The sequence below is a fragment of the Brevundimonas vesicularis genome, assembly GCF_027886425.1.
In the GTDB taxonomy this organism is placed as follows: domain Bacteria; phylum Pseudomonadota; class Alphaproteobacteria; order Caulobacterales; family Caulobacteraceae; genus Brevundimonas; species Brevundimonas vesicularis_C.
Genome location: NZ_CP115671.1, coordinates 208,245 through 226,438 on the forward strand (window position 1 = coordinate 208,245; position 18,194 = coordinate 226,438).

Genomic DNA, 18,194 nt, shown 5'->3' on the forward strand with positions numbered 1-18,194 from the left:
AATTGGTCGCAGGCACAAGAAAAAACGCCCCCGGCCTGAGCCGAGGGCGTCCATCGATGCGTCACACGGCATTTTTGATGCCGAAAAGGCGCTCAAGCAGCGAGGCGCCGCGCGGCGAGCGTAGCGCCCGCGCGCAGCACGCACTTGGAAGCCTCAGCCCTTCAGAACTTCGACCAGGGTCTTGCCGAGACGCGCAGGCGATTCCGACATGCGGATGCCGGCGGCTTCCATCGCCGCGATCTTGGATTCCGCATCGCCCTTGCCGCCCGAGACGACGGCGCCGGCGTGGCCCATGGTGCGGCCCTTCGGCGCCGTACGGCCCGCGATGAAGCCGGCCATCGGCTTCTTGCGGCCCTTCTTGGCTTCGTCGATCAAGAACTGGGCGGCGTCTTCTTCCGCGCCGCCGCCGATTTCGCCGATCATGATGATCGAGGTGGTTTCCTCGTCGGCCAGGAACAGCTCCAGCACGTCGATGAATTCGGTGCCCTTGACCGGGTCGCCGCCGATGCCGACGGCCGTGGTCTGGCCCAGGCCTTCGTTGGTGGTCTGGAACACGGCTTCATAGGTCAGGGTGCCCGAACGCGACACGATGCCGACCGATCCCTTCTTGAAGATGTTGCCCGGCATGATGCCGATCTTGCACTCGTCCGGCGTCAGGATGCCGGGGCAGTTCGGGCCCAGCAGGCGCGACTTGGAGCCTTCCAGGCGACGCTTGACCTTGACCATGTCCATCACCGGGATGCCCTCGGTGATGCAGGTGATGAAGGGGATTTCGGCGTCGATGGCTTCGATGATGGCGGCGGCCGCGCCCGACGGCGGGACGTAGATCACCGAGGCGTCGGCGCCCGTGGCGTCTTTGGCTTCGGCGACCGAGGCGTAGATCGGCAGGGTTTCGCCGTGCGATCCGGTCCAGTTCGTGCCGCCCTTGGAGGGGTGCACGCCGGCGACCATCTGGGTGCCGTGATAGGCCAGGGCCTGTTCGGTGTGGAAGCCGCCGGTCTTGCCGGTCAGGCCCTGGACGATGATCTTGGTGTTCTTGTCGACGAGAATGGACATGGGTCTGTGCTCTGAATTCGATGTGTCAGCGGGGCGGTGGCGAGTAAGGCCGAAGCCTTAGCCGACCGCCGCGACGATCTTCTGGGCGGCGTCGTCGAGGTCGTCGGCGGCCTGGATGGTCAGGCCCGACTCGTTCAGGATTTTCTTGCCCAGTTCGGCGTTGGTGCCTTCCAGACGCACGACCAGCGGCACCTTCAGGCCCACTTCCTTCACGGCCGCGACCACGCCCTCGGCGATGACGTCGCACTTCATGATGCCGCCGAAGATGTTGACCAGGATGCCCTGGACGTTCGGGTCGGCGGTGATGATCTTGAAGGCCGCCGCGACCTTCTCCTTGCCGGCGCCGCCGCCGACGTCGCAGAAGTTGGCCGGCTCCTTGCCGTACAGCTTGATGATGTCCATCGTCGCCATGGCCAGACCGGCGCCGTTGACCATGCAGCCGATGTTGCCGTCCAGCGAGACGTAGGCGAGATCCCACTTGGACGCTTCGATTTCCTTGGCGTCTTCTTCGGTTTCGTCGCGCAGTTCCTTGATGTCGTCGTGGCGGAACAGGGCGTTGCCGTCGAAGCTGACCTTGGCGTCCAGAACGCGCAGATGGCCGTCCTTCATCACGATCAGGGGGTTCACCTCCAGCATGTCCATGTCCTTCTCGACGAAGGCCTTGTACAGAGCGGGGAACAGCGACTTGGCGTCTTCGGCCGCGGCGCCCGTCAGGCCGTAGGCGGCGGTGATGGCGGCGACGTCGGCGTCGGTCACGCCCGCGCTGGGGTCGATGACCATGTTCTGGATCTTCTCGGGCGTATCGTGGGCGACGGTTTCGATGTCCATGCCGCCTTCGGTCGAGACGACGAAGGCGATGCGGCCATAGGCGCGATCGACCAGCAGCGAGCAGTACAGTTCACGCTCGATGTCGGCGCCGTCCTCGATGTAGAGGCGGTTGACCTGCTTGCCGGCGTCGCCCGTTTGGGCGGTGACCAGGGTGTTGCCCAGCATTTCCTTGGCGTGGGCGACGGCTTCCTCGACCGAGAAGGCCAGGCGAACGCCGCCCTTGGCGTCGGCCGGCAGTTCCTTGAACTTGCCCTTGCCGCGGCCGCCGGCGTGGATCTGCGACTTCACGACATAGAGCGGACCGGGCAGCGACTTGGCGGCCGCCTCGACCTGATCGACCGACGTCACCGCGACGCCTTCGGCGACGGGTGCGCCGAAGCCTTTGAGGACCTGCTTGGCCTGATATTCGTGAATGTTCATGGGGGACCGTCGCAACCGCTGCTGGGAGAGTTGCGGGGCTTATAGGCCCCACCCCTTCGCAGGTGCAACCGTCCACAGGCCCCCTTTAGTCGACCCAGTCCTTCTTGAGGGTGCGCGACGCCCCGATCAGCAGGATCGCGGCCAGCACATAGAAGCCCATGCCGGTGTAGATGGCCCAGCGCAGGCTTTCCTCGCCGAAGCGCGGCGCCAGCAGGTCGCTCATCCAGCCGAAATAGTAGAAGCCGACCGCGATCCCGAGCAGATTGTTCAGCAGCAGGAACAGGGCCGAGGCCGTCGAACGCATGGCCGCCGGCACCAGATGCTGGACCGCCGCCGTGATCGGACCCAGCCAGGCCAGGTTCAATCCGGTCGGCAACAGGAAGATCAAGAAGGCCAGGGTCAGCTGCTGAACGTGGCTGCCGCCGCCGGGCAGAACCAAGCCGATCAGCCAGGGCGAGTTCATCGCCAGGATGAAACAGGGCGCTGAGATCAGGAAGGCGACGGCGGGCGTCAGCGGATAGGCGCCCTTGCCCTTCTTGGACAGCTTGTCGGCGATCATGCCGCCCAGCCAGATGCCCAGGATGCCGCCGATCAGGGCGATGCCGGAATAGTAGATGCTGGTCTGTTTCAGGGTCAGGTCGAAGCTGCGCATGAAGAACAACGGCAGCCAGCCGGCGACGCCATAGCCGCACACCGACGACGAAGCGGCGCCCAGGCCCAGCAGCCAGAAGCTGGGCTTCTTGATCACCACCGAGGCGGTGCGCCGCGCGATCATCAGCGATATGCCGATCACCACCGCCAGCAGGCCGCCGAAAGCGAGCACCAGAGGGTTGCCCAGCGACATGCCCATCAGCCAGCTCAAGGCGCCAAGGATCAGCAGGCCAGCGCCGAGACCCAGCATGATCTGGGCGGCGATCTTGCCGGCCCGGTCCGTACCAGCGGGGGCGGCGGCCAGGGCCGCGACCTGGGCCTCGGTCTTTATGGCGTCCGTCCCGCCGCGCCTGGGATCCCGCACCGTCAGACGCAACAGGGGCGCGACCAGCACGCCCAGCAGGCCGACCACGATGAAGGCCGTGCGCCAGCCGTACGTCGCCGCCAGCAGGCCGCCGACCAGGGTGCCCGCCGCCATGCCCAGCGGAATGCCGAAGGCGAAGGCCGCCATGGCCCGTGCGCGCTGATGCGGCGGGAAGTAGTCGGCGATCAGCGAATAGGCCGGGGCCACGCCGCCCGCCTCGCCGATGCCCACGCCCATCCGGCACAGGAACAGTTGGCCGAACGACCCAGCCATGCCGCATAGGGCGGTGAAGCCCGACCAGACGGCCAGGGCGCCGGTCATGATCCAGACCCGGCTGAACCGGTCCGCCAGCCAGGCCAGGGGAATGGCCAATGTCGAATAAACAGAGGCGAAGGCGATGCCGCCCAATAGGCCGAACTGGCTGTCGGACATGCCGAACTCTTCTTTCAGCGGCGCGGCCAGGATGCCGATGATCTGGCGATCCAGGAAGTTCAGCATGTAGATCAGGATCAGAACCGCCAGCACATAGTAGCGGTAGCCGGGCCGCTCAGGCCGCTCGGGCCGCGCCTCCTGGACCGTCAGCGTCTCCGTCGTCATCGGCGTTTCCCCTCGGCGTTTTGTTGTTTGTTGCGGCGAGCCTAGCCGCAACTCCGCCCTGTGCAAAATAGGCTTGGCGGAGCGAAAAGGGGCGGCGGCCCAGAGACCGCCGCCCCTCGTCGTCAGGCGTTATGAATGTGGATCAGAACTTCAGACCCAGGGTCGCCGTGACGGTGCGCGGCGGGCCGTAGAAGCCGATGATCGAGTTGCCGGTCAGGGCGCCAGGGAAGGTGTAGCCGCCGACGCGATAGCGTTCGTCGCCCAGGTTCTTGCCGTGGACGCCGAAGGTAAGGTGATCGTCTGACGAGGTCCAGACGATGCTGGCGTCATACATCCAGTAGGCGTCCTGATCGAGCAGCGGCGCGGGCGTTTCGAACTGCTGATAGGCGCCGCGGTAGGCGACCGACGGAATGAAGGCGATCGACGAACCGTTCTCCATGACCCAGTTGTAGTTGGCCGAGATCGATCCGGTCCATTCCGGCGTGTTCTGGAAGTCGCGCTGCGAGGACACATCGACGACGCATCCGGGCAGGGTCGGGCAGGACGCATTGCCCGAGGCCGTCGGGATATAGGCCAGGAACTGGTCGAACTTGGCGTCGATGTAGCTCAGCGAGGCGTTGAACGTCAGGGCGTCGGTGGCGCGCACGCGGCCTTCGAACTCCCAACCGCGGATCGAGGACGAGCCGACATTGTCCACCACCGAGGCGACGGTGGCGCCGGCCGGATACTGGGTCGTGATCTGCTGGTTCTCGTAGCTGGAATCGAAGATCGCGGTGGCGAAGGTCAGACGACGATCCAGCAGCGAACCCTTCAGCCCGATCTCGTAGGTCTCGACGGTCTCGGGCGCATAGCCGTTGACGGTGGCGGGATACAGGACCGCATCGCCGCGCATGTCGAAGCCGCCCGACTTGAAGCCCTCGCCCCACGAAGCGTAGGCCGTCAGATCGGGGCCGAACTTGTAGTTGACCGAGACGCGCGGGGTGAACTTCTCGAACTCGCGCGTGCGGGTGTAGTTCGTGCGCGGCGCGCCCAGCGGCACGGCGGCGTTGTTGCCAAAATAGGGGCTGCGGATGCCCAGATACTGCTGACGGAAGACGGTGCCTTCCTTCTCGTCCTTGGTGAAGCGTCCGCCGACCGAGACCGACAGGGCGTCGGTGAAGTCATAGGAGAAGTCGGCGAAGGCGGCGTAGCTCTTGGTCGCCACCGAACCCGAGGTCAGGGTCGTCAGATTGGCCAGACCCACGACGGTGTCGAACGCGCCCGAGGCGTTGGCGTCCATGTAGAAGACGCCGGCGACGCCGTTCAGGCGGCCCGCGCTGACCAGAACCTGGAATTCCTGGCTCAACTGGTCGTCGTCATAGGCGGCGGGGATGTCGAGGATGGGCTGGGGCAGGTTGTCGAAGTCGATGTTGCCGCGCGTCAGGCCTTCACGATAGGCGGTGATCGACTTGAAGGTGAACATGTCGCTCATCTCCCACTCGCCGGTCAGCGACACGCCGCGCGTCTGGACGCGGTTCTTGTCGCCGGCACCTGCGTTGGTGTCATAGACGTCGGCGGGCGACGGGGCGAACTCGCGGTGGCCGTGGCGCGCGTTGGAGTCGTCGTTCACCAGATCGCCGGCCAGACGGAAGAACAGGCTGTCGGTCGGGCTCCATTCCGCACTAGCGCGGAAGGCGGTCACGTCCTTGTTGTAGTGTTCGTTGCCGGTGTTCAGGTTCTTGCCATAGCCGTCACGCAGATAGCGGGCCAGGGCGGCCGAGACCTTGAACTCGTCGCTGAAGGGCAGCTGAGCGCTAGCGATCACGTCACGCTGATTATAGCTGCCGTAGGAGGCGCGCAGGCGTCCCTCGGGCTCGTCGGCATTGATGCGGCTGGTGACGTATTTGATGGCGCCGCCGATGGTGTTGCGGCCGTAAAGCGTGCCTTGCGGACCGCGCAGCACCTCGACCCGCTCCACGTCGAAGATGTCCAGAACGGCGGCCTGCGGACGGGCGACATAGACGTCGTCGATATAAAGGCCGACGCCGGGATCGAAGCCCCACAGCGGATCCTGCTGGCCCACGCCGCGAATGAAAGAGATCAGGGTCGAGTTCGAGCCCCGCGCGGCGTTCAGCGTCAGGCTGGGCGTCGAGCGCGCCAGTTCGGTGATGTCCAGGGCGCCGCGTGCCTCAAGCTGTTCGCCGCTGACCGCGGTCACGGCGACCGGCACGTCCTGAAGGCTTTCTGCGCGGCGGCGCGCGGTGACGACGATGTCGTCGACGGTCGCCGCATCCTGGGCGTTCGCGGCCTGAGCGGTCGCCTCCGCGTCCTGGGCGACCGTGGCCCCCGCAAGCACGCCCCACGCCGCGCCGGCCAGCAGCGCGCACTTCACATGACGGTTCATGATCCTAGACCCCTTTGTCGTTTCCAGCCCGATGGACGCTTTTATTCAGCGTTCAATGATTTTCACGAAACCTACTCGGTTTCGGCCGTCTGTCAAACACTGGAGTGACGCAGCGTCACTTGGATCGCTGACCGTGGCGCCGTTGCACCGTCGCGGTCGTGCGCCTAGCCTTGCCGGATGAGCAAGCCGGACGCCGCCACCCTTCCCCGCCCCGTCGCCGCCGCGCGCCGCAAGGCGGCTGGCGCTGCCCCGGCGCGGCGCGGCCGGCCGCCCAAGACCGAGGCCAAGGCGGCGGGCGAGACGCGCGATCTGATCCTGGATGCGGCCGAGGACCTGTTTTCCAAACACGGCTTCTACGGCGTCACCATCCGCGAGGTGGCGCGCGAGGCCGGCGTCGATACGGCCCTGGTCCACTACTATTTCGGGGCCAAGCGCGAGCTGTTCGACGCCGTCTTCCTGCGCCGGGCCGAGGTCTGGAACGACGACCGCGTCGCCGCCATCGATCGCTATGCCGAGACGGCGGGCGACGACATGACGCTGGAGGGCTTGCTGGAGGCCTTCCTGCGGCCGCCGTTCGAATGGTCGCTGAAGGGCGGGCCGGGCTGGAAGCACTATTCCGCCCTGGTGGCTCAGACCAACGCCAACCCCAGTTTCGGCGGCGAGACGATGGCGCGCTATTTTGACCCGGCCATCCACCGGTTGATCGAGCTGATCGCCAGGGTGCTGCCCGAGGCCAGCGAGGTCGATCTGTACTGGGGCTATCACAATCTGTCGGGCGCCCTGACCCTGACCCTGGGCGAGACCGGGCGCCTGGACCGGCTGTCGAACGGGCGGGCGCGATCCGGCGATCTCGAGACGGCGGGCGACTACATGGTCCGGTTCGCCGCCGCCGGCTTCCGGGCCGTGGTCGGAATGTCGCTCCGCCAAGCCTGATCAGTTCGGACCGAAGAAGACGGCCCACATCAGCCGACCGGGCAGGAAGGTGAAGGCGCCGGCCACGATCAGTCCGCCGACGAACATCCCCGTCATGGCGCGCCGATGCGCCGCCACCCGGTGACGCCGGGCGGCGTACACCGCCATCGGCAGGGCGACCACGGTCCAACCGCTGAGCAGATGGATCAGGGACAGGCCGCCGGGTCCGTTCGGATTGAGCTGATGGATGAAGAAGGAGCTGACCGCTGTGGTCGCCATGGCCATCACCCACATCCAACCCAGAGTCCGGTGCAGCCGGTTTCCCTTGACCCCGACCAGCAGGACGACTCCCATCGCCAGCGCCGTCACGGCCGCCGCCACATGGATCTGGATCGTCGTCGGCGACGCAAGCAGCGGGCCCCAGCGCGGGGCATGAAGGACATAGCCGACGCTCAACATCCGTCCCCCGTCGACCAAAAGATAGGCGACGAGCGGCACGATCAGCAGCGTCAGAGCCAAGGCCGACGATGCGAGGCGAGACAGGCGAGGCATGGGGATATCTCCGTTTCCACCGCCTTGCCGCGGCGCTTCGATCATTGCATCCCGGCTTTCGCCAACGGCCGTCCAGACTGCGCCAACGCCCACCCGACTTTCCCGAGGTTGGAAATCATGGTCTCAAGGCGGGACCTCCAGATGCCGAAAGCCGCCATGACGTCCCAAGCCGCCGACCGCCGCCGCACCTTTTTGCGTGGGCTTATCGTCGCCGTTCTGGCGGGCGTCTTTCTGGCGGTGACCGGCGCTTTCGGCAGCGCGGGAGCGTCCTTGCCCGTGCGCTTGGCCTATTGGGTGGTGATCATGGTGCTGGGCGGGCTTTGGGGGCATCTGTGCAGCGTCTTGGTCAGCCGATTTCTGGATTCGGACGAGCGGCCTTGGCTGACGATTGCGGCCATGGTCCTGATCATCACCGGGCCGCTGTGCGTGCTGGTCTGGGCGGCGACGGGATTGTTCTTCGCCCAGAGGCTCTATCCGCTGGCGGTGCTGCCGCAGCTGATCGTGCCTGTGTTGGTCATTACGGCGGCGGTGACGACGTTGAACGTCTTTCTGGGGCGGGCCGTGCCGGTCCAGACCCATGCGGCGGCCCCCGAGACGCCGGCCCGGCCCGTGCGGTTTCTGGACCGCCTGCCGATGAAGCTGAAAGGCGCGACGATCCGGGCCGTGCAGGCCGAGGACCATTATCTGCGCATCCATACCGACCGGGGATCGGATCTGATCCTGATGCGGCTGTCGGATGCGGTCGAGGAGCTGGAGGGGCTGGAGGGCGCCCAGACGCACCGCAGTTGGTGGGTGGCGCGCGAGGCGGTGCGCGGGGTCGAGCGCGGCGACGGGCGCGCGACCCTGACGCTGGACGGCGGTCTGTCGGCGCCGGTCAGCCGCCGCTACGCCCGGATGCTGCGCGACGCCGAATGGTGGTGACGCTCTCTTTGAGCGCATGATTCACGCTTCGGACGGGGCCGCGTTGCGCCCCGATCCGAAACGATCACGCGCTAGGGCGCGGGCTGGGTGGTCAGCATCGACGCGGGCGCCGCGCAGCCGGTCAGCTCGTCATCGCCAATCTCGACCTTGGCCGTCAGCGGATAGGTGCGGTCGCTCATGCCGTCCGAACATTCGGTGGCGATCAGCACGACGTTCAGCGCCTTGTTCAGATTGGTCGAGCTGGCGAAGGTCGCGACCGTGCCCTGGACCGTCGCGCCATGGTTCGGCGCGCGCTGGGTCGGCTGATCGACGCGGGTGTAGATCAGGGCGTCCGGCGTGATCTCCACGCCCCAGAAAGGTTCGGTGCCCAGCGCGCGCACCGGCTGGCCCAGATCGACCCCGCCCAGGGTGACGGCGGCCTGGGGCTGCGGCGCCGGCTTGGGCTTGGAATCCTCGCGGTCGTAACAGGCGCCGAGCGAAAGGCCGGCGAGGGCGATGGCGAGCGGGGCGGCGGCGAGCGGAATGAGGCGCATGACGGCTCCTTTTGGTTCGGGCGCAGGTGAGGTCCCGGCCGCCCTCGGTCAAGGGGCGCGGCTGGGTTATGCTGGTCCCATGTCGATTCGCCCCACCGCATTCGAGTTCTTCGCCGGGGGCGGCCTGGCGGGGTTGGGACTGTCCGCCGCCGGCATCGACACCGTCTTGGCCAACGACATGGACGCGGCCAAGGCGCGCGCCTTTAAAGCCAATCATCCACATACCCCGTTTCGTCAGGGCGATGTCTGGACCCTGACCGTCGACGATCTGCCAGGACGGCCCGACATGGCCTGGGCCTCGTCGCCCTGTCAGGACGTCAGCCTGGCGGGCGCGCGCGGCGGGCTGGAGGCCGGGCGGTCGGGCGCCTTCTGGGGCTTTTGGCGGCTGATGCAGGGGCTGGCGGCCGAGGGGCGCAGCCCGCGCGTGATCGTGCTGGAGAACGTCATCGGCCTGCTGACCTCAGGCCAAGGGCGAGATTTCTCGGCCGTCTGCACGGCGATGGTCGAGGCGGGCTATACGGTCGGCGCGCTGGAGATGGACGCCGCTCACTGGCTGCCCCAGTCGCGACCGCGTTTGTTCGTTGTGGCTATTCAGGGCGAAGCCACGCCGGCGGCCGGTCCGACCCAGCCCTTCCATTCACCCCGTCTCATCGCCGCCCACGCGCGCCTGCCCGAGGCGGTGAAGGCGGCCTGGGCTTGGTGGTCGCTGCCTTCGCCGTCGCAGCGCAATCCGGACCTGGCGGCCATTCTGGAGCCGGACGACGCCGTCAACTGGCTGGACGATGCGGACGCCATCCTGGCCCTGGCCGCGCCGCTGCACCGCGCCCGGATCGCGTCGGCCCTGGCCTCTGGACAGCGTTGCGTCGGCGCCGCCTATCGCCGGGTGCGGACCGAGAACGGCCGCAAGGTCCAGCGTCTGGAAATCCGGTTCGATGGTCTGGCCGGATGCCTGAGGACGCCGGCCGGCGGCTCGTCGCGTCAATATGTGGTGGTGTGCGATCGGGGCTTGGCGCGGGTTCGGCGGCTGACCGGGCGCGAGGCCGCGCGGCTGATGGGCGTGTCTGACGACTATCGCCTGCCGTCGAGCGAAAGCGCGGCGCTGAAGCTGATGGGCGACGCGGTCGCCGTGCCGGTGGTCAGGGCGTTGGCTGATGGGCTGTTGCTGCCCGCGCTGGTGGATCGACGCGCCGCCGCCTGACGCCGTCACTGATCGCCAGATAAAAACACCCCCCGGGATATCGCCCGAGGGGTGGGAAACATGCGGTAGTTAGCGCTGGACCCACTGGCCCTGGGCGTTGCGGTACCATTGGCCCGAGGAGATGCGGGGCAGCAGCTGGGCCTCGAACATCCGGGCCCCGGCGACATCCGCCGAAGTGCCCGCGTCGGCGGCGCTGCGGGCGTAGGCGGCGCGGCGGCCGGAGTTGGTGGCGTCGACGGCTGCGCGCAGGCTGGCGTCCGAGGTCGGGGTGCGGAAGCCCAGATAACCGTCGGCCTGCTCACCCACGGTGCCAGCGGCCTTGGCCTGGTCGATCTGCGCCTTCTGGGCGCTGGTCTGGGCGATGGCGGCGCCCGCGACGCCCAGAGCCGCAACGGCGGCGCCGATGACGAAGAGTTTTCGGAAGGTCATGTCAGCCTGTCCCTTTCAGAGAGAAGCGGGAAATCAGAAGAGGTTGGGGTTCTGCTGCAACAGCTGCTGCAGCTCCTGGTCCAGCCGAACGCGCACGTCGGCGTCCAGCTTGGCGTAGATCTGGATCGGCGCGACCTCAAGACGGATGGTCGGGGCGCAGGCCGCGAGGGCGACGACGACGGCTCCGAAACCGAGGCCGGCCAGTTGGCGCTTGTGGATCATGACGTGGGCTCCGGTTCGGCCGAGGGTGATGTCTCTAATAGCACGCCGTCCAATGAACGCGCGCTGAATGGTGAAGTTCAATCGGCAGGCGCCGGGACGGGCGCGGGCGTCGCATCCTGCTGACCCTGGCGAGCGCGATTGACGGCCAGCAGATCCGAGATCAGCTGGTTGGCGTTCAGGGTCGTGTCCAGCGTCAGATCGATCTGGGTGTTCGACGGCAACGGCAGTTTGCGGTTCAGGAACTGGCGGCTGATCAGTTCGCCGATCGTCAGCCGAAGCTCCTGGCGCTTGGGCGGATCGTGGCGGCCGCGAATGTGGAACAGGACCGCCAGACGCCCGCCGTCCAGGCTGTTCACATCGGCGCTGAGCTGGTCGAAGGACAGGTTCTCCATCGCCTGATAGGCCAGGTCCTCGACGACGTTTTCCGACACCTCGCCGCCCCCGCCGCTGGCGGCGACATCGGTCAGGACGTCCCGCTTTATCGACAGGCGGCCCGGCTGGACCGCCTCCAGCTTGCCGGCGGTGATCTTGAGCCCGCGCTTGGGGTCCATGATGAAGGGCAGGCGGCCCGAGACGACGGCGTCCAGCTGAACCTTGTCGTCAAAGCCGGTGTCGGCGACAATATCGCCCAGCTGCACCCGATCCAGCACGATCACGCCGCTGTAGGGCTGGGTCGCGTCCAGCGGGACGGTGAAGGGCTCGACCGAGACGGTCCCGCCGCCGGCGATGACCTGGGCGCCGTCGATCAGCACCCCGGCCTCATTGATCGAGAAAGTCACATCCAGCGCGGTGACCGCCGTGCCGACGGCGAGGCTGTCGGCCGTCAGCTTCTGGTTCGGGGCGGTGATCAGGGGCGTCAGGCTGCTGAAGACGATGTCGCCGCGCAGGCCCTTCACGGCCCCGACCGGACTGACGAAATCCAGGCCCGGCGTGACCAGATGGCCGCTGGAGGTCGGTTCGGCGTCCTTGGTCCAGTCGAAACGCCCGTCGAAGCTCACGGCGCCCTCGACCGGCGACTGCAGGAAGTCGGCGGCCAAGGGGCTGAGCATCGCCGGCTGAAGCCCATGCTCGGCGAAGGTCACGTTCGGGGCAGTGATGACGATGCCGCCCGATCCGGTGCGGCCATCGTGCGCCAGGGTCAGGCGGCCGAGACCATAGGCGGCCGCCGCGCCCGTGCCCTTCAGATCGAAGGCGCCGCTCCAGCGTTCGTTGGCTAGTGTCGCAGATCCTGTGGCGGAAAGCGGTTCGAACCGTTCCGGCGTCAGGGCGTCGACGACGCGGGCGGCGGCCACATTGGCGGTCAAACCGATGCCCGCCTTGGTCCCATCGACGGTGACACGGCCCGAGGCGTCGGCGAACCGCATGCCGAGGAAGGGCGCCTGGGCCGAGACCTGACTGAACCCGCCCGCGACGCGCCAGACGCCGTCCTTCGACGTCAACAGCGGACCGCCCTGGGGACACAGCTTGCCGGCGACCTGATGGACGTCGTTCTCGTCCAGCTCCAGCCGCTCGACGGTCAGGTCGACGCAGTCCGATGTCGCATAGGTCAGCCGGCCGGCGTTCATAGCCAGGACGCCGCGCGTCCGGGCGTCGATGCCGCCCGCCAGGTCGAAATCCAGTCGGGCGCGACCGTCCAGCATGGCTTCGAACCCGCCCTCGGTAAGACGCCAGTTCGGGATCGCGACGGACATTTCCGGCAGGCCCTTGCCGCGCGTTGCGGTCACGGTCATCGCCCCGCCGCCCAGCCGTCCCGGCTCGCCCTGATAGGCGCCGCCCTGACCTTGAGCCACCGTCAGGACGCCGCCGTTGGCGGGCGTCAGGGTCACGGGACGCGACAGGCCGACGGTGGTGCCGGCCGCGCCCGTGGCGAAGCGGATGGCGGGCGCGTTCAGGGCGAAGCGTCCCAGCGCGCGCTTCATCTCAGCCAGCTCGGCGATGTCGTCGGTGCCGACCGCGCCGAACAGGGGCCAGGCGCCGTCGGCGGCGCGAAGCGATCCGTTCGCCGCGATCTGAAGCCCGCCGTCGCTGACCACGTCCAGATTCAGGTCGGCGCGGCCGCGCTTCAGCGCCAGGTCGCCGAAACCGAAACGATCGAAGGTCGCGCTCAAAGGGCCTGTCGTCTCGAAGGCCGCATCCTTGCCGCCCAAGGCCAGGTCGCGCGACGTCAACGACAATCCGCCGATCGTCGTCTGACCCGTCCGTCCCGAACCGGCGTTCAGGGACAGCGGCCCCTGCATGCGCCAGCGCACGGCGTCGTCGCGCGACACCGTCAGCTTGCTGCGCGTCGCCGTTGCGGCGACATCGGCGATGCGCAGGTCCGCGCCCTCGACGGCCGCCGCCTTCAGCGCGGTCGTGACTTCGCCGTCCAGCCGGAAGGTTTCGATCCAGCCGGAGACGACGCCGTCGAACCGGGCGGCGACATCGGCGCTGCGGGCGCTGAGCGTTGGGGTTCCCAGGCGCTCGCCCGTCAGGCGGCCGTCCAGAACCGCCCGGCCGTCGCCGCGCCGCGTCTTCAGATCCGGATAGGGCAGATCGCCGGTCAGCGTCAGCGCAGCCCCCTGCCCCCGCGCAGCCGGTGTCGCGAAGCTGTCGGCGGCGGCCGACAGCTTGATCGCCATCCGGTCGCCGGTCGTGGTCAGGTCCAGCAGGCCGGAAAGGCCCTGAGCCTGCGTCTTACCACTCTTCAGCGCGGCGTTCGGCAGGCGCGCCGCCAGCCGCATCAGCTTGCCGTCGTCAATCCGGGCGTCAGCCAGCAGATCGACCGGCCCGTATTCAGTATTCAACCGCCCGCGACCGCCCTCGACGATGACCAGGGGTCCGCGCGAATCCGGGCGCGGCGGCCCGCCGGTGAACTCCTTGATCAGCGGGTCCAGCGAGCCGAACGACAGCTTTCCGCCCTTCCAGCTGGCGCGGGCGACCGGTCGCAGCAGGCGGATGCGGCTGGGGGTCACGCCCAGGCCCGACTTGGACCACGGCAGGGCGACCGCGTAATCGACCTCTGCCCGCTCGACCACGACATCCGGATTGTCGGGATCGCCGATGCGGATGCGGCCGACGAAGCCGTCGATCTCGATCCGCTCCACCTCGACATCGGCCGGAATCCCGCGCTGGTCCAGCCAGCCGACGAGGACATTGCGGGCCACCGCGCGGCGATTGAGATAGATCAGGGCCGCCACCACGCCGATCAGCAGCGCCAGAATCAGAACGCCGACTGCGACGGCGCGCAGGATGCGACGGGTCTTGGCCTGCGGCTTTGGCTTTGGCTTGGACGGTGTGTCGGTCAAACGGATCGATCGCGTGATTGAAACAGCGGGCCGTCCACCTTGGTCATCCTTGTCTCCAGCACAAGATCAAAGCGTGACGGTCGGTCGTCGGCGCCCGCTTCCTGCCGGTCAAGCTGGGCCAGATAACGGCGAATCGACAGGTCGGGATCCTCGCACCGTCGAGCTTTGTCTGACGCACGTTAACCGTTTGTAACGGTCTGCTTTCCAAAATGAGACAAGCGCGGTATAGGACCGCCTTCGCGCCACGGGCGATACGGCGCGATCTTCGAGAACGAGTAAAGCTTTGGCGCCGAAGGCGTCGCAATACGACGGGGACCGATGGCTCAGTTCGACCCACGCCGCCAGCCGATGCGGCTCGCGCCGCACATGCTTACGGCGGCAGCTGCAATCTCGGTGGCGATGCTCGCTGGTCGAGCCTATCAACCCGCTCAGGCCGAAGAAGTTCCCGCCCTGACCTCGGCTCAGATGGCAGCCATGGAAGCCAAGGCCTTCGCCGCCGCCAATGCGCCCGCCGGCCTGACCGCGCCCGAGGCCGTCAACGTCCAGATCCGCCGTGGCGAAACCTTCGAACAGGCCGTGCGCCGCACCGGCGTTGCCCCCGAAGAAGCCAGCGCCGTCGCCGCCACCGTCGCCAACGCCTTCGACCTGGCCGATCTGCGCGCCGGACTGAAGTTCGAAACCGCCATCGCCAAACCGCGCAACGGCCGGGGCGACGCCCGCCTGATCGGCCTGACGATGCGCACCGGCCCGGCGTCCCAGCTGACCGTATCGCGCAGCTTCGACGGCGCCTTGCGCCTGCGTTCGCTGGAAGAAAAAGTCACCCATGAGACCGTCGTCCTGAAGGGCGATGTCGAGCGCAGCCTGTCGGCCAGCGCGCGCGAACTGGGCGCCACCGCCTCCATCGTCCGCTCGGCCAGCCGCCTGTTCGCCACCAGGTTCGACATGCAGCGCGACATTCGCGCCACCGACGAGTTCACCATGGTCTTCGACCGTGAAGTGACCGAGGCCGGCCGCACGGTGGATGTGGGCGACCTGATGTACGCCGAACTGCGCGGCGTCACCTTCTATCGCTTCAAGCCCGCCGGCGCGAAGGAGGCTCAGTTCTTCGATTCGAACGGCAAGAACCTGCGCTCCGCCATGATGCGCACGCCGCTGCAGAGCTTCCGCCGCGTGTCGTCCAACTTCGGTTTCCGCACCCACCCGATCTCGGGCTATAAGAAGATGCACCAGGGCATCGACTTCGCCGCCGGAACCGGCACGCCGGTCGTGGCCCCCGCGGACGGCGTGGTGGTCGAGGCGCGCCGCTGGGGCGGCTATGGCAACTGGCTGCGTATCCGCCACAACAACGGCCTGGAAAGCGGCTACGGCCACCTGTCGCGCTACGGCTCGGGCATCCGCGCCGGCCAGCGGGTCAGCCAGGGCCAGATTGTCGCCTATGTCGGCTCGACCGGCGCCTCGACCGGTCCGCACCTTCATTATGAGCTGTGGCGCGGCGGCCAGCGGATCAATCCCGCCGGCGTGCGCACCCAGGAAGGCACCGAACTGGCCGGCGCCGACCTGACCGCCTTCCGCGCCGAAAAGGCCCGCATCGACCGCATCATCGCCTCGGGCGGTCAAAAGCGCCCGGCCATGCAGCAGGCCTCGGCCGAAGGCCTGCGTCCCGCCCGCGGCTAAGGTTCAGCCGACCAGACGCGGGGTCGTGCGCCCCGACGTCGGGCAGGACAGGCCGTGGACCGTCACATCGGCCTCGCCCAGCTTCAGGCCCAACAGGTCCAGTACCGGATTCAGCGCGCCGTCCAGCACCGGCCCCAGCGGCTCCAGCAGCCGCCCTAGGGCCTTGGTCAGGTCGCCGAGCCCCAGGCCCAGCCCGATCACGTTCACATCCACGTCCAGCCGCGCCAGCAGGCTGGCGACCGCCCCGCTGACGAAGCTGCGCGAGGCCATGGTCTTGGTGCGCTGATTGTCGATGTCGCCCACGTCGAACCTTAGCGGCCTGAAACCGATGTCCGCCGCCTCAACATCGGCCTTGCCGGTGATGCTGACGAGGCCCAGGACCGACAGCAGGGTCGCGCGCTGGGGCGTCAGCGGGGTTTTGAAATCGCCCAGCTTCGCCTCGTCCACCACACCGATCGATGCGCGCGCCAAGCCCGGCCGCACATCGACCTCGACCGCGCGCGTCGGATCGCAGGACAGCGACTTCAGTCGCGCCTCGGACGCCGCCAGTTCGATCAGGATCGGCAGTTCGACCCGCGCCAGACCCGACAGGGATTGCGCGGTCTTGGCCCGCACATAGAGCCGCGCCTGGGCCGTGTGGATGATCGGCTGGCCGTCAGCCGTCACCGTCAGCCACGGGGAGCGATTGGGCCGTTCGCCGATCGCCAGGCTGGTCTTCAGATCCCCCAGCCCCGCCGGCACGCCCAGGTTCAGCGCGATCTGTCGATCCCCGCCCCCGACCTCCAGCATGGCCATGACCAGATCCATGGCCGACACCGAGGCGTCCAGCCCCTCGCGGATTCCGTCCAGCGAGCGCGCCTCCAGCCCGATCAGATCGCCCAGCCTGACCTTTGTCCCGACCGAGGCCGAGGCCAGCTTGCCCAGCGCCCCGCCGTCCTGGCCGCCCGCCACGCGCTCCAGCACCCTCAACGCGCGGCCGGCGTCGACCTGGGTCGCCAGAAGCCGGTCGTAGTCGCCGACCTGGACGCCCAGATCGTTCGCCAGGGCGTCGGTAAACCCCAGCAGATTGATGTCCAGATCGATCAGACGACGATAGTCCATGACGCTGAGTGAGACCTTGGACCCGGTCAGGCCGCCGAGCACCTGATTGGCCACGCCGCCGTCCAGTCGCGCCAGACGCGACCCGATCGAGATCATGGCCTTGGGCGTCCCGCCGCCCGTCGTCGCCGTGGCCCGGCGGGTGACCCGCACCTGATCGCGGCCCAGCAACAGCGGCGTGAAGAACATCGGTGCGCGGCTGGTGACCTCGACCCGTGCGGCGTTCGGCTTCACGCCGCCCGTCATGAACCGGTCATTGCGCGCCTTGGCCGGATCGGGCGTATAGACGCCCAGCGCCGTCGCCACGGTGACCGAGACGTCGGGCGCGACATTGGCCTCAACCGTCGCCTGGGCCGCGCGCGAGACCGCACCCTCGCCCTGTGCCAGGTTTCGCACCGCCGACAGCGCCGCGAGATCCGCCGCCCCCTGAACCCGACGCGTGTGCAGCACCAGAACGCCCAGGTCGATCACCGCCGCCGTGAACAGACACAACAGGCCACCCGCGACCGCCGCGATCACCGCCACCGCCCCACGCCGATCAGCGCCGAACCGGAGCAGCAGCCGAGGCGCCCAGGCCCTCATCAATAGTCGCCCACATGGATGACCGCCGAACGCCGAATGACAGACGGCGGGCGCGGCAGCATCCCGCCCAGCGCCATGATCAGACTGTCGCTCGCGTCATAGGCCACGACGACCCGCAGGCGGCCGGCGTCCTCCATCACCTCAATGGTCGTGTGCTTGGGGTTCAGTGCCACGCCTCGCACCGCCTCGCTGACTTCACGCCGCGCCAGACCGTCGCGCTCGACTGGATCCAGCCCCCCGATCGCCGCCGTGGCTCCCTCCGACGCCAGGGCCTGAACCGACTGGGCCATCAAAAACCAGCCGCCATAGACGACGATGCCGATCAGCAGCAGGACCAGGATCGGCCCCACCAGCGCAAACTCCACCGCCGCCACGCCCTCGCGCCCGCGTCGCCTTGCAGCAGGAATGGGTCCGAACGTCCGCATGCCAACCTCACGATTGCTATCATGGGTTGTATGTCAGGCACAGTTAAGCGTTCGTGTAGGCGTTG

Annotated in this window: 15 protein-coding genes; 4 read left to right on the plus strand and 11 right to left on the minus strand. The window is 67.9% G+C overall.

Features of this window, described 5'->3' with window-relative positions; all coding sequences use genetic code 11:
• Positions 1–153: 153 nt before the first annotated feature.
• From sucD to PFY01_RS01030, 4 genes are all read right to left on the minus strand, one after another.
• Positions 154–1,056, minus strand: a complete 903-nt coding sequence (gene sucD, locus PFY01_RS01015) for a succinate--CoA ligase subunit alpha (RefSeq protein WP_271042074.1) — start codon at positions 1,054–1,056, stop codon at positions 154–156.
• A 57-nt stretch (positions 1,057–1,113) separates the two neighbouring features.
• On the minus strand, positions 1,114–2,304 hold the full coding sequence (gene sucC / locus PFY01_RS01020) for an ADP-forming succinate--CoA ligase subunit beta (RefSeq protein WP_271042075.1): 1,191 nt from the start codon (positions 2,302–2,304) through the stop codon (positions 1,114–1,116).
• A gap of 85 nt (positions 2,305–2,389) precedes the next feature.
• On the minus strand, positions 2,390–3,916 hold the full coding sequence (locus tag PFY01_RS01025; protein WP_271042076.1) for a spinster family MFS transporter: 1,527 nt from the start codon (positions 3,914–3,916) through the stop codon (positions 2,390–2,392).
• Positions 3,917–4,058: 142 nt separating this feature from the next.
• Positions 4,059–6,299, minus strand: a complete 2,241-nt coding sequence (locus PFY01_RS01030) for a TonB-dependent receptor (RefSeq protein ID WP_271042077.1) — start codon at positions 6,297–6,299, stop codon at positions 4,059–4,061.
• Between the two features lie 177 nt (positions 6,300–6,476).
• On the opposite strand from PFY01_RS01030, the gene PFY01_RS01035 reads away from it, so the two are divergent.
• Positions 6,477–7,232, plus strand: a complete 756-nt coding sequence (locus tag PFY01_RS01035; protein WP_271042078.1) for a TetR/AcrR family transcriptional regulator — start codon at positions 6,477–6,479, stop codon at positions 7,230–7,232.
• Here PFY01_RS01035 and PFY01_RS01040 read toward each other — a convergent pair whose 3' ends face one another.
• On the minus strand, positions 7,233–7,763 hold the full coding sequence (locus PFY01_RS01040) for a DUF2306 domain-containing protein (RefSeq protein WP_271042079.1): 531 nt from the start codon (positions 7,761–7,763) through the stop codon (positions 7,233–7,235).
• Between the two features lie 156 nt (positions 7,764–7,919).
• On the opposite strand from PFY01_RS01040, the gene PFY01_RS01045 reads away from it, so the two are divergent.
• Entirely contained in the window at positions 7,920–8,684 is a 765-nt protein-coding gene (locus tag PFY01_RS01045; RefSeq protein WP_271042080.1) for a LytTR family DNA-binding domain-containing protein, read from the plus strand.
• Between the two features lie 71 nt (positions 8,685–8,755).
• Here the strand turns inward: PFY01_RS01045 and PFY01_RS01050 are convergent, their stop codons facing one another.
• A complete protein-coding gene (locus PFY01_RS01050) occupies positions 8,756–9,217 on the minus strand; it encodes a COG3650 family protein (protein WP_271042081.1) in 462 nt (153 codons plus the stop codon).
• Positions 9,218–9,296: 79 nt separating this feature from the next.
• On the opposite strand from PFY01_RS01050, the gene PFY01_RS01055 reads away from it, so the two are divergent.
• Positions 9,297–10,415 (plus strand): DNA cytosine methyltransferase, encoded by a 1,119-nt coding sequence (locus PFY01_RS01055; protein ID WP_271042082.1) that lies wholly within the window; start codon positions 9,297–9,299, stop codon positions 10,413–10,415.
• A 69-nt stretch (positions 10,416–10,484) separates the two neighbouring features.
• On the opposite strand, the gene PFY01_RS01060 is transcribed toward PFY01_RS01055, so the two are convergent.
• The 3 genes from PFY01_RS01060 to PFY01_RS01070 form a co-directional block, all read right to left on the minus strand.
• Complete coding sequence (locus tag PFY01_RS01060) at positions 10,485–10,844, minus strand: DUF1318 domain-containing protein (protein WP_055754619.1); 360 nt, start codon at positions 10,842–10,844, stop codon at positions 10,485–10,487.
• Positions 10,845–10,877: 33 nt separating this feature from the next.
• On the minus strand, positions 10,878–11,066 hold the full coding sequence (locus PFY01_RS01065; RefSeq protein WP_055754620.1) for a YnbE family lipoprotein: 189 nt from the start codon (positions 11,064–11,066) through the stop codon (positions 10,878–10,880).
• Between the two features lie 77 nt (positions 11,067–11,143).
• Entirely contained in the window at positions 11,144–14,350 is a 3,207-nt protein-coding gene (locus PFY01_RS01070) for an intermembrane phospholipid transport protein YdbH family protein (RefSeq protein WP_271042083.1), read from the minus strand.
• 318 nt (positions 14,351–14,668) lie between these two features.
• Between PFY01_RS01070 and PFY01_RS01075 the strand changes: the two genes are divergently transcribed.
• Positions 14,669–16,024 carry a M23 family metallopeptidase gene (locus PFY01_RS01075; protein ID WP_271042084.1) on the plus strand — a complete coding sequence of 452 codons (1,356 nt, stop codon included), beginning with the start codon at positions 14,669–14,671 and terminating at the stop codon, positions 16,022–16,024.
• A 3-nt stretch (positions 16,025–16,027) separates the two neighbouring features.
• Here the strand turns inward: PFY01_RS01075 and PFY01_RS01080 are convergent, their stop codons facing one another.
• Positions 16,028–17,704, minus strand: coding sequence for a TadG family pilus assembly protein (locus tag PFY01_RS01080; protein WP_271042085.1), 1,677 nt, complete (start codon positions 17,702–17,704; stop codon positions 16,028–16,030).
• The gene (locus PFY01_RS01085) at positions 17,704–18,129 is read right to left on the minus strand and encodes a TadE/TadG family type IV pilus assembly protein (protein WP_271042086.1); all 426 of its coding nucleotides are present in this window, start codon (positions 18,127–18,129) and stop codon (positions 17,704–17,706) included. Before PFY01_RS01085 ends, PFY01_RS01080 begins: the two co-directional genes overlap by 1 nt.
• Positions 18,130–18,194 lie beyond the last annotated feature (65 nt).

Bases quoted from the DNA above. Each gene is read 5' to 3' on its own strand.
- sucD (WP_271042074.1), bottom strand. From the start codon at position 1,056: ATGTCCATTCTCGTCGACAAGAACACCAAGATCATCGTCCAGGGCCTG.
- sucC (WP_271042075.1), bottom strand. From the start codon at position 2,304: ATGAACATTCACGAATATCAGGCCAAGCAGGTCCTCAAAGGCTTCGGC.
- PFY01_RS01025 (WP_271042076.1), bottom strand. From the start codon at position 3,916: ATGACGACGGAGACGCTGACGGTCCAGGAGGCGCGGCCCGAGCGGCCT.
- PFY01_RS01030 (WP_271042077.1), bottom strand. From the start codon at position 6,299: ATGAACCGTCATGTGAAGTGCGCGCTGCTGGCCGGCGCGGCGTGGGGC.
- PFY01_RS01035 (WP_271042078.1), top strand. From the start codon at position 6,477: ATGAGCAAGCCGGACGCCGCCACCCTTCCCCGCCCCGTCGCCGCCGCG.
- PFY01_RS01040 (WP_271042079.1), bottom strand. From the start codon at position 7,763: ATGCCTCGCCTGTCTCGCCTCGCATCGTCGGCCTTGGCTCTGACGCTG.
- PFY01_RS01045 (WP_271042080.1), top strand. From the start codon at position 7,920: ATGACGTCCCAAGCCGCCGACCGCCGCCGCACCTTTTTGCGTGGGCTT.
- PFY01_RS01050 (WP_271042081.1), bottom strand. From the start codon at position 9,217: ATGCGCCTCATTCCGCTCGCCGCCGCCCCGCTCGCCATCGCCCTCGCC.
- PFY01_RS01055 (WP_271042082.1), top strand. From the start codon at position 9,297: ATGTCGATTCGCCCCACCGCATTCGAGTTCTTCGCCGGGGGCGGCCTG.
- PFY01_RS01060 (WP_055754619.1), bottom strand. From the start codon at position 10,844: ATGACCTTCCGAAAACTCTTCGTCATCGGCGCCGCCGTTGCGGCTCTG.
- PFY01_RS01065 (WP_055754620.1), bottom strand. From the start codon at position 11,066: ATGATCCACAAGCGCCAACTGGCCGGCCTCGGTTTCGGAGCCGTCGTC.
- PFY01_RS01075 (WP_271042084.1), top strand. From the start codon at position 14,669: ATGGCTCAGTTCGACCCACGCCGCCAGCCGATGCGGCTCGCGCCGCAC.
- PFY01_RS01080 (WP_271042085.1), bottom strand. From the start codon at position 17,704: ATGAGGGCCTGGGCGCCTCGGCTGCTGCTCCGGTTCGGCGCTGATCGG.
- PFY01_RS01085 (WP_271042086.1), bottom strand. From the start codon at position 18,129: ATGCGGACGTTCGGACCCATTCCTGCTGCAAGGCGACGCGGGCGCGAG.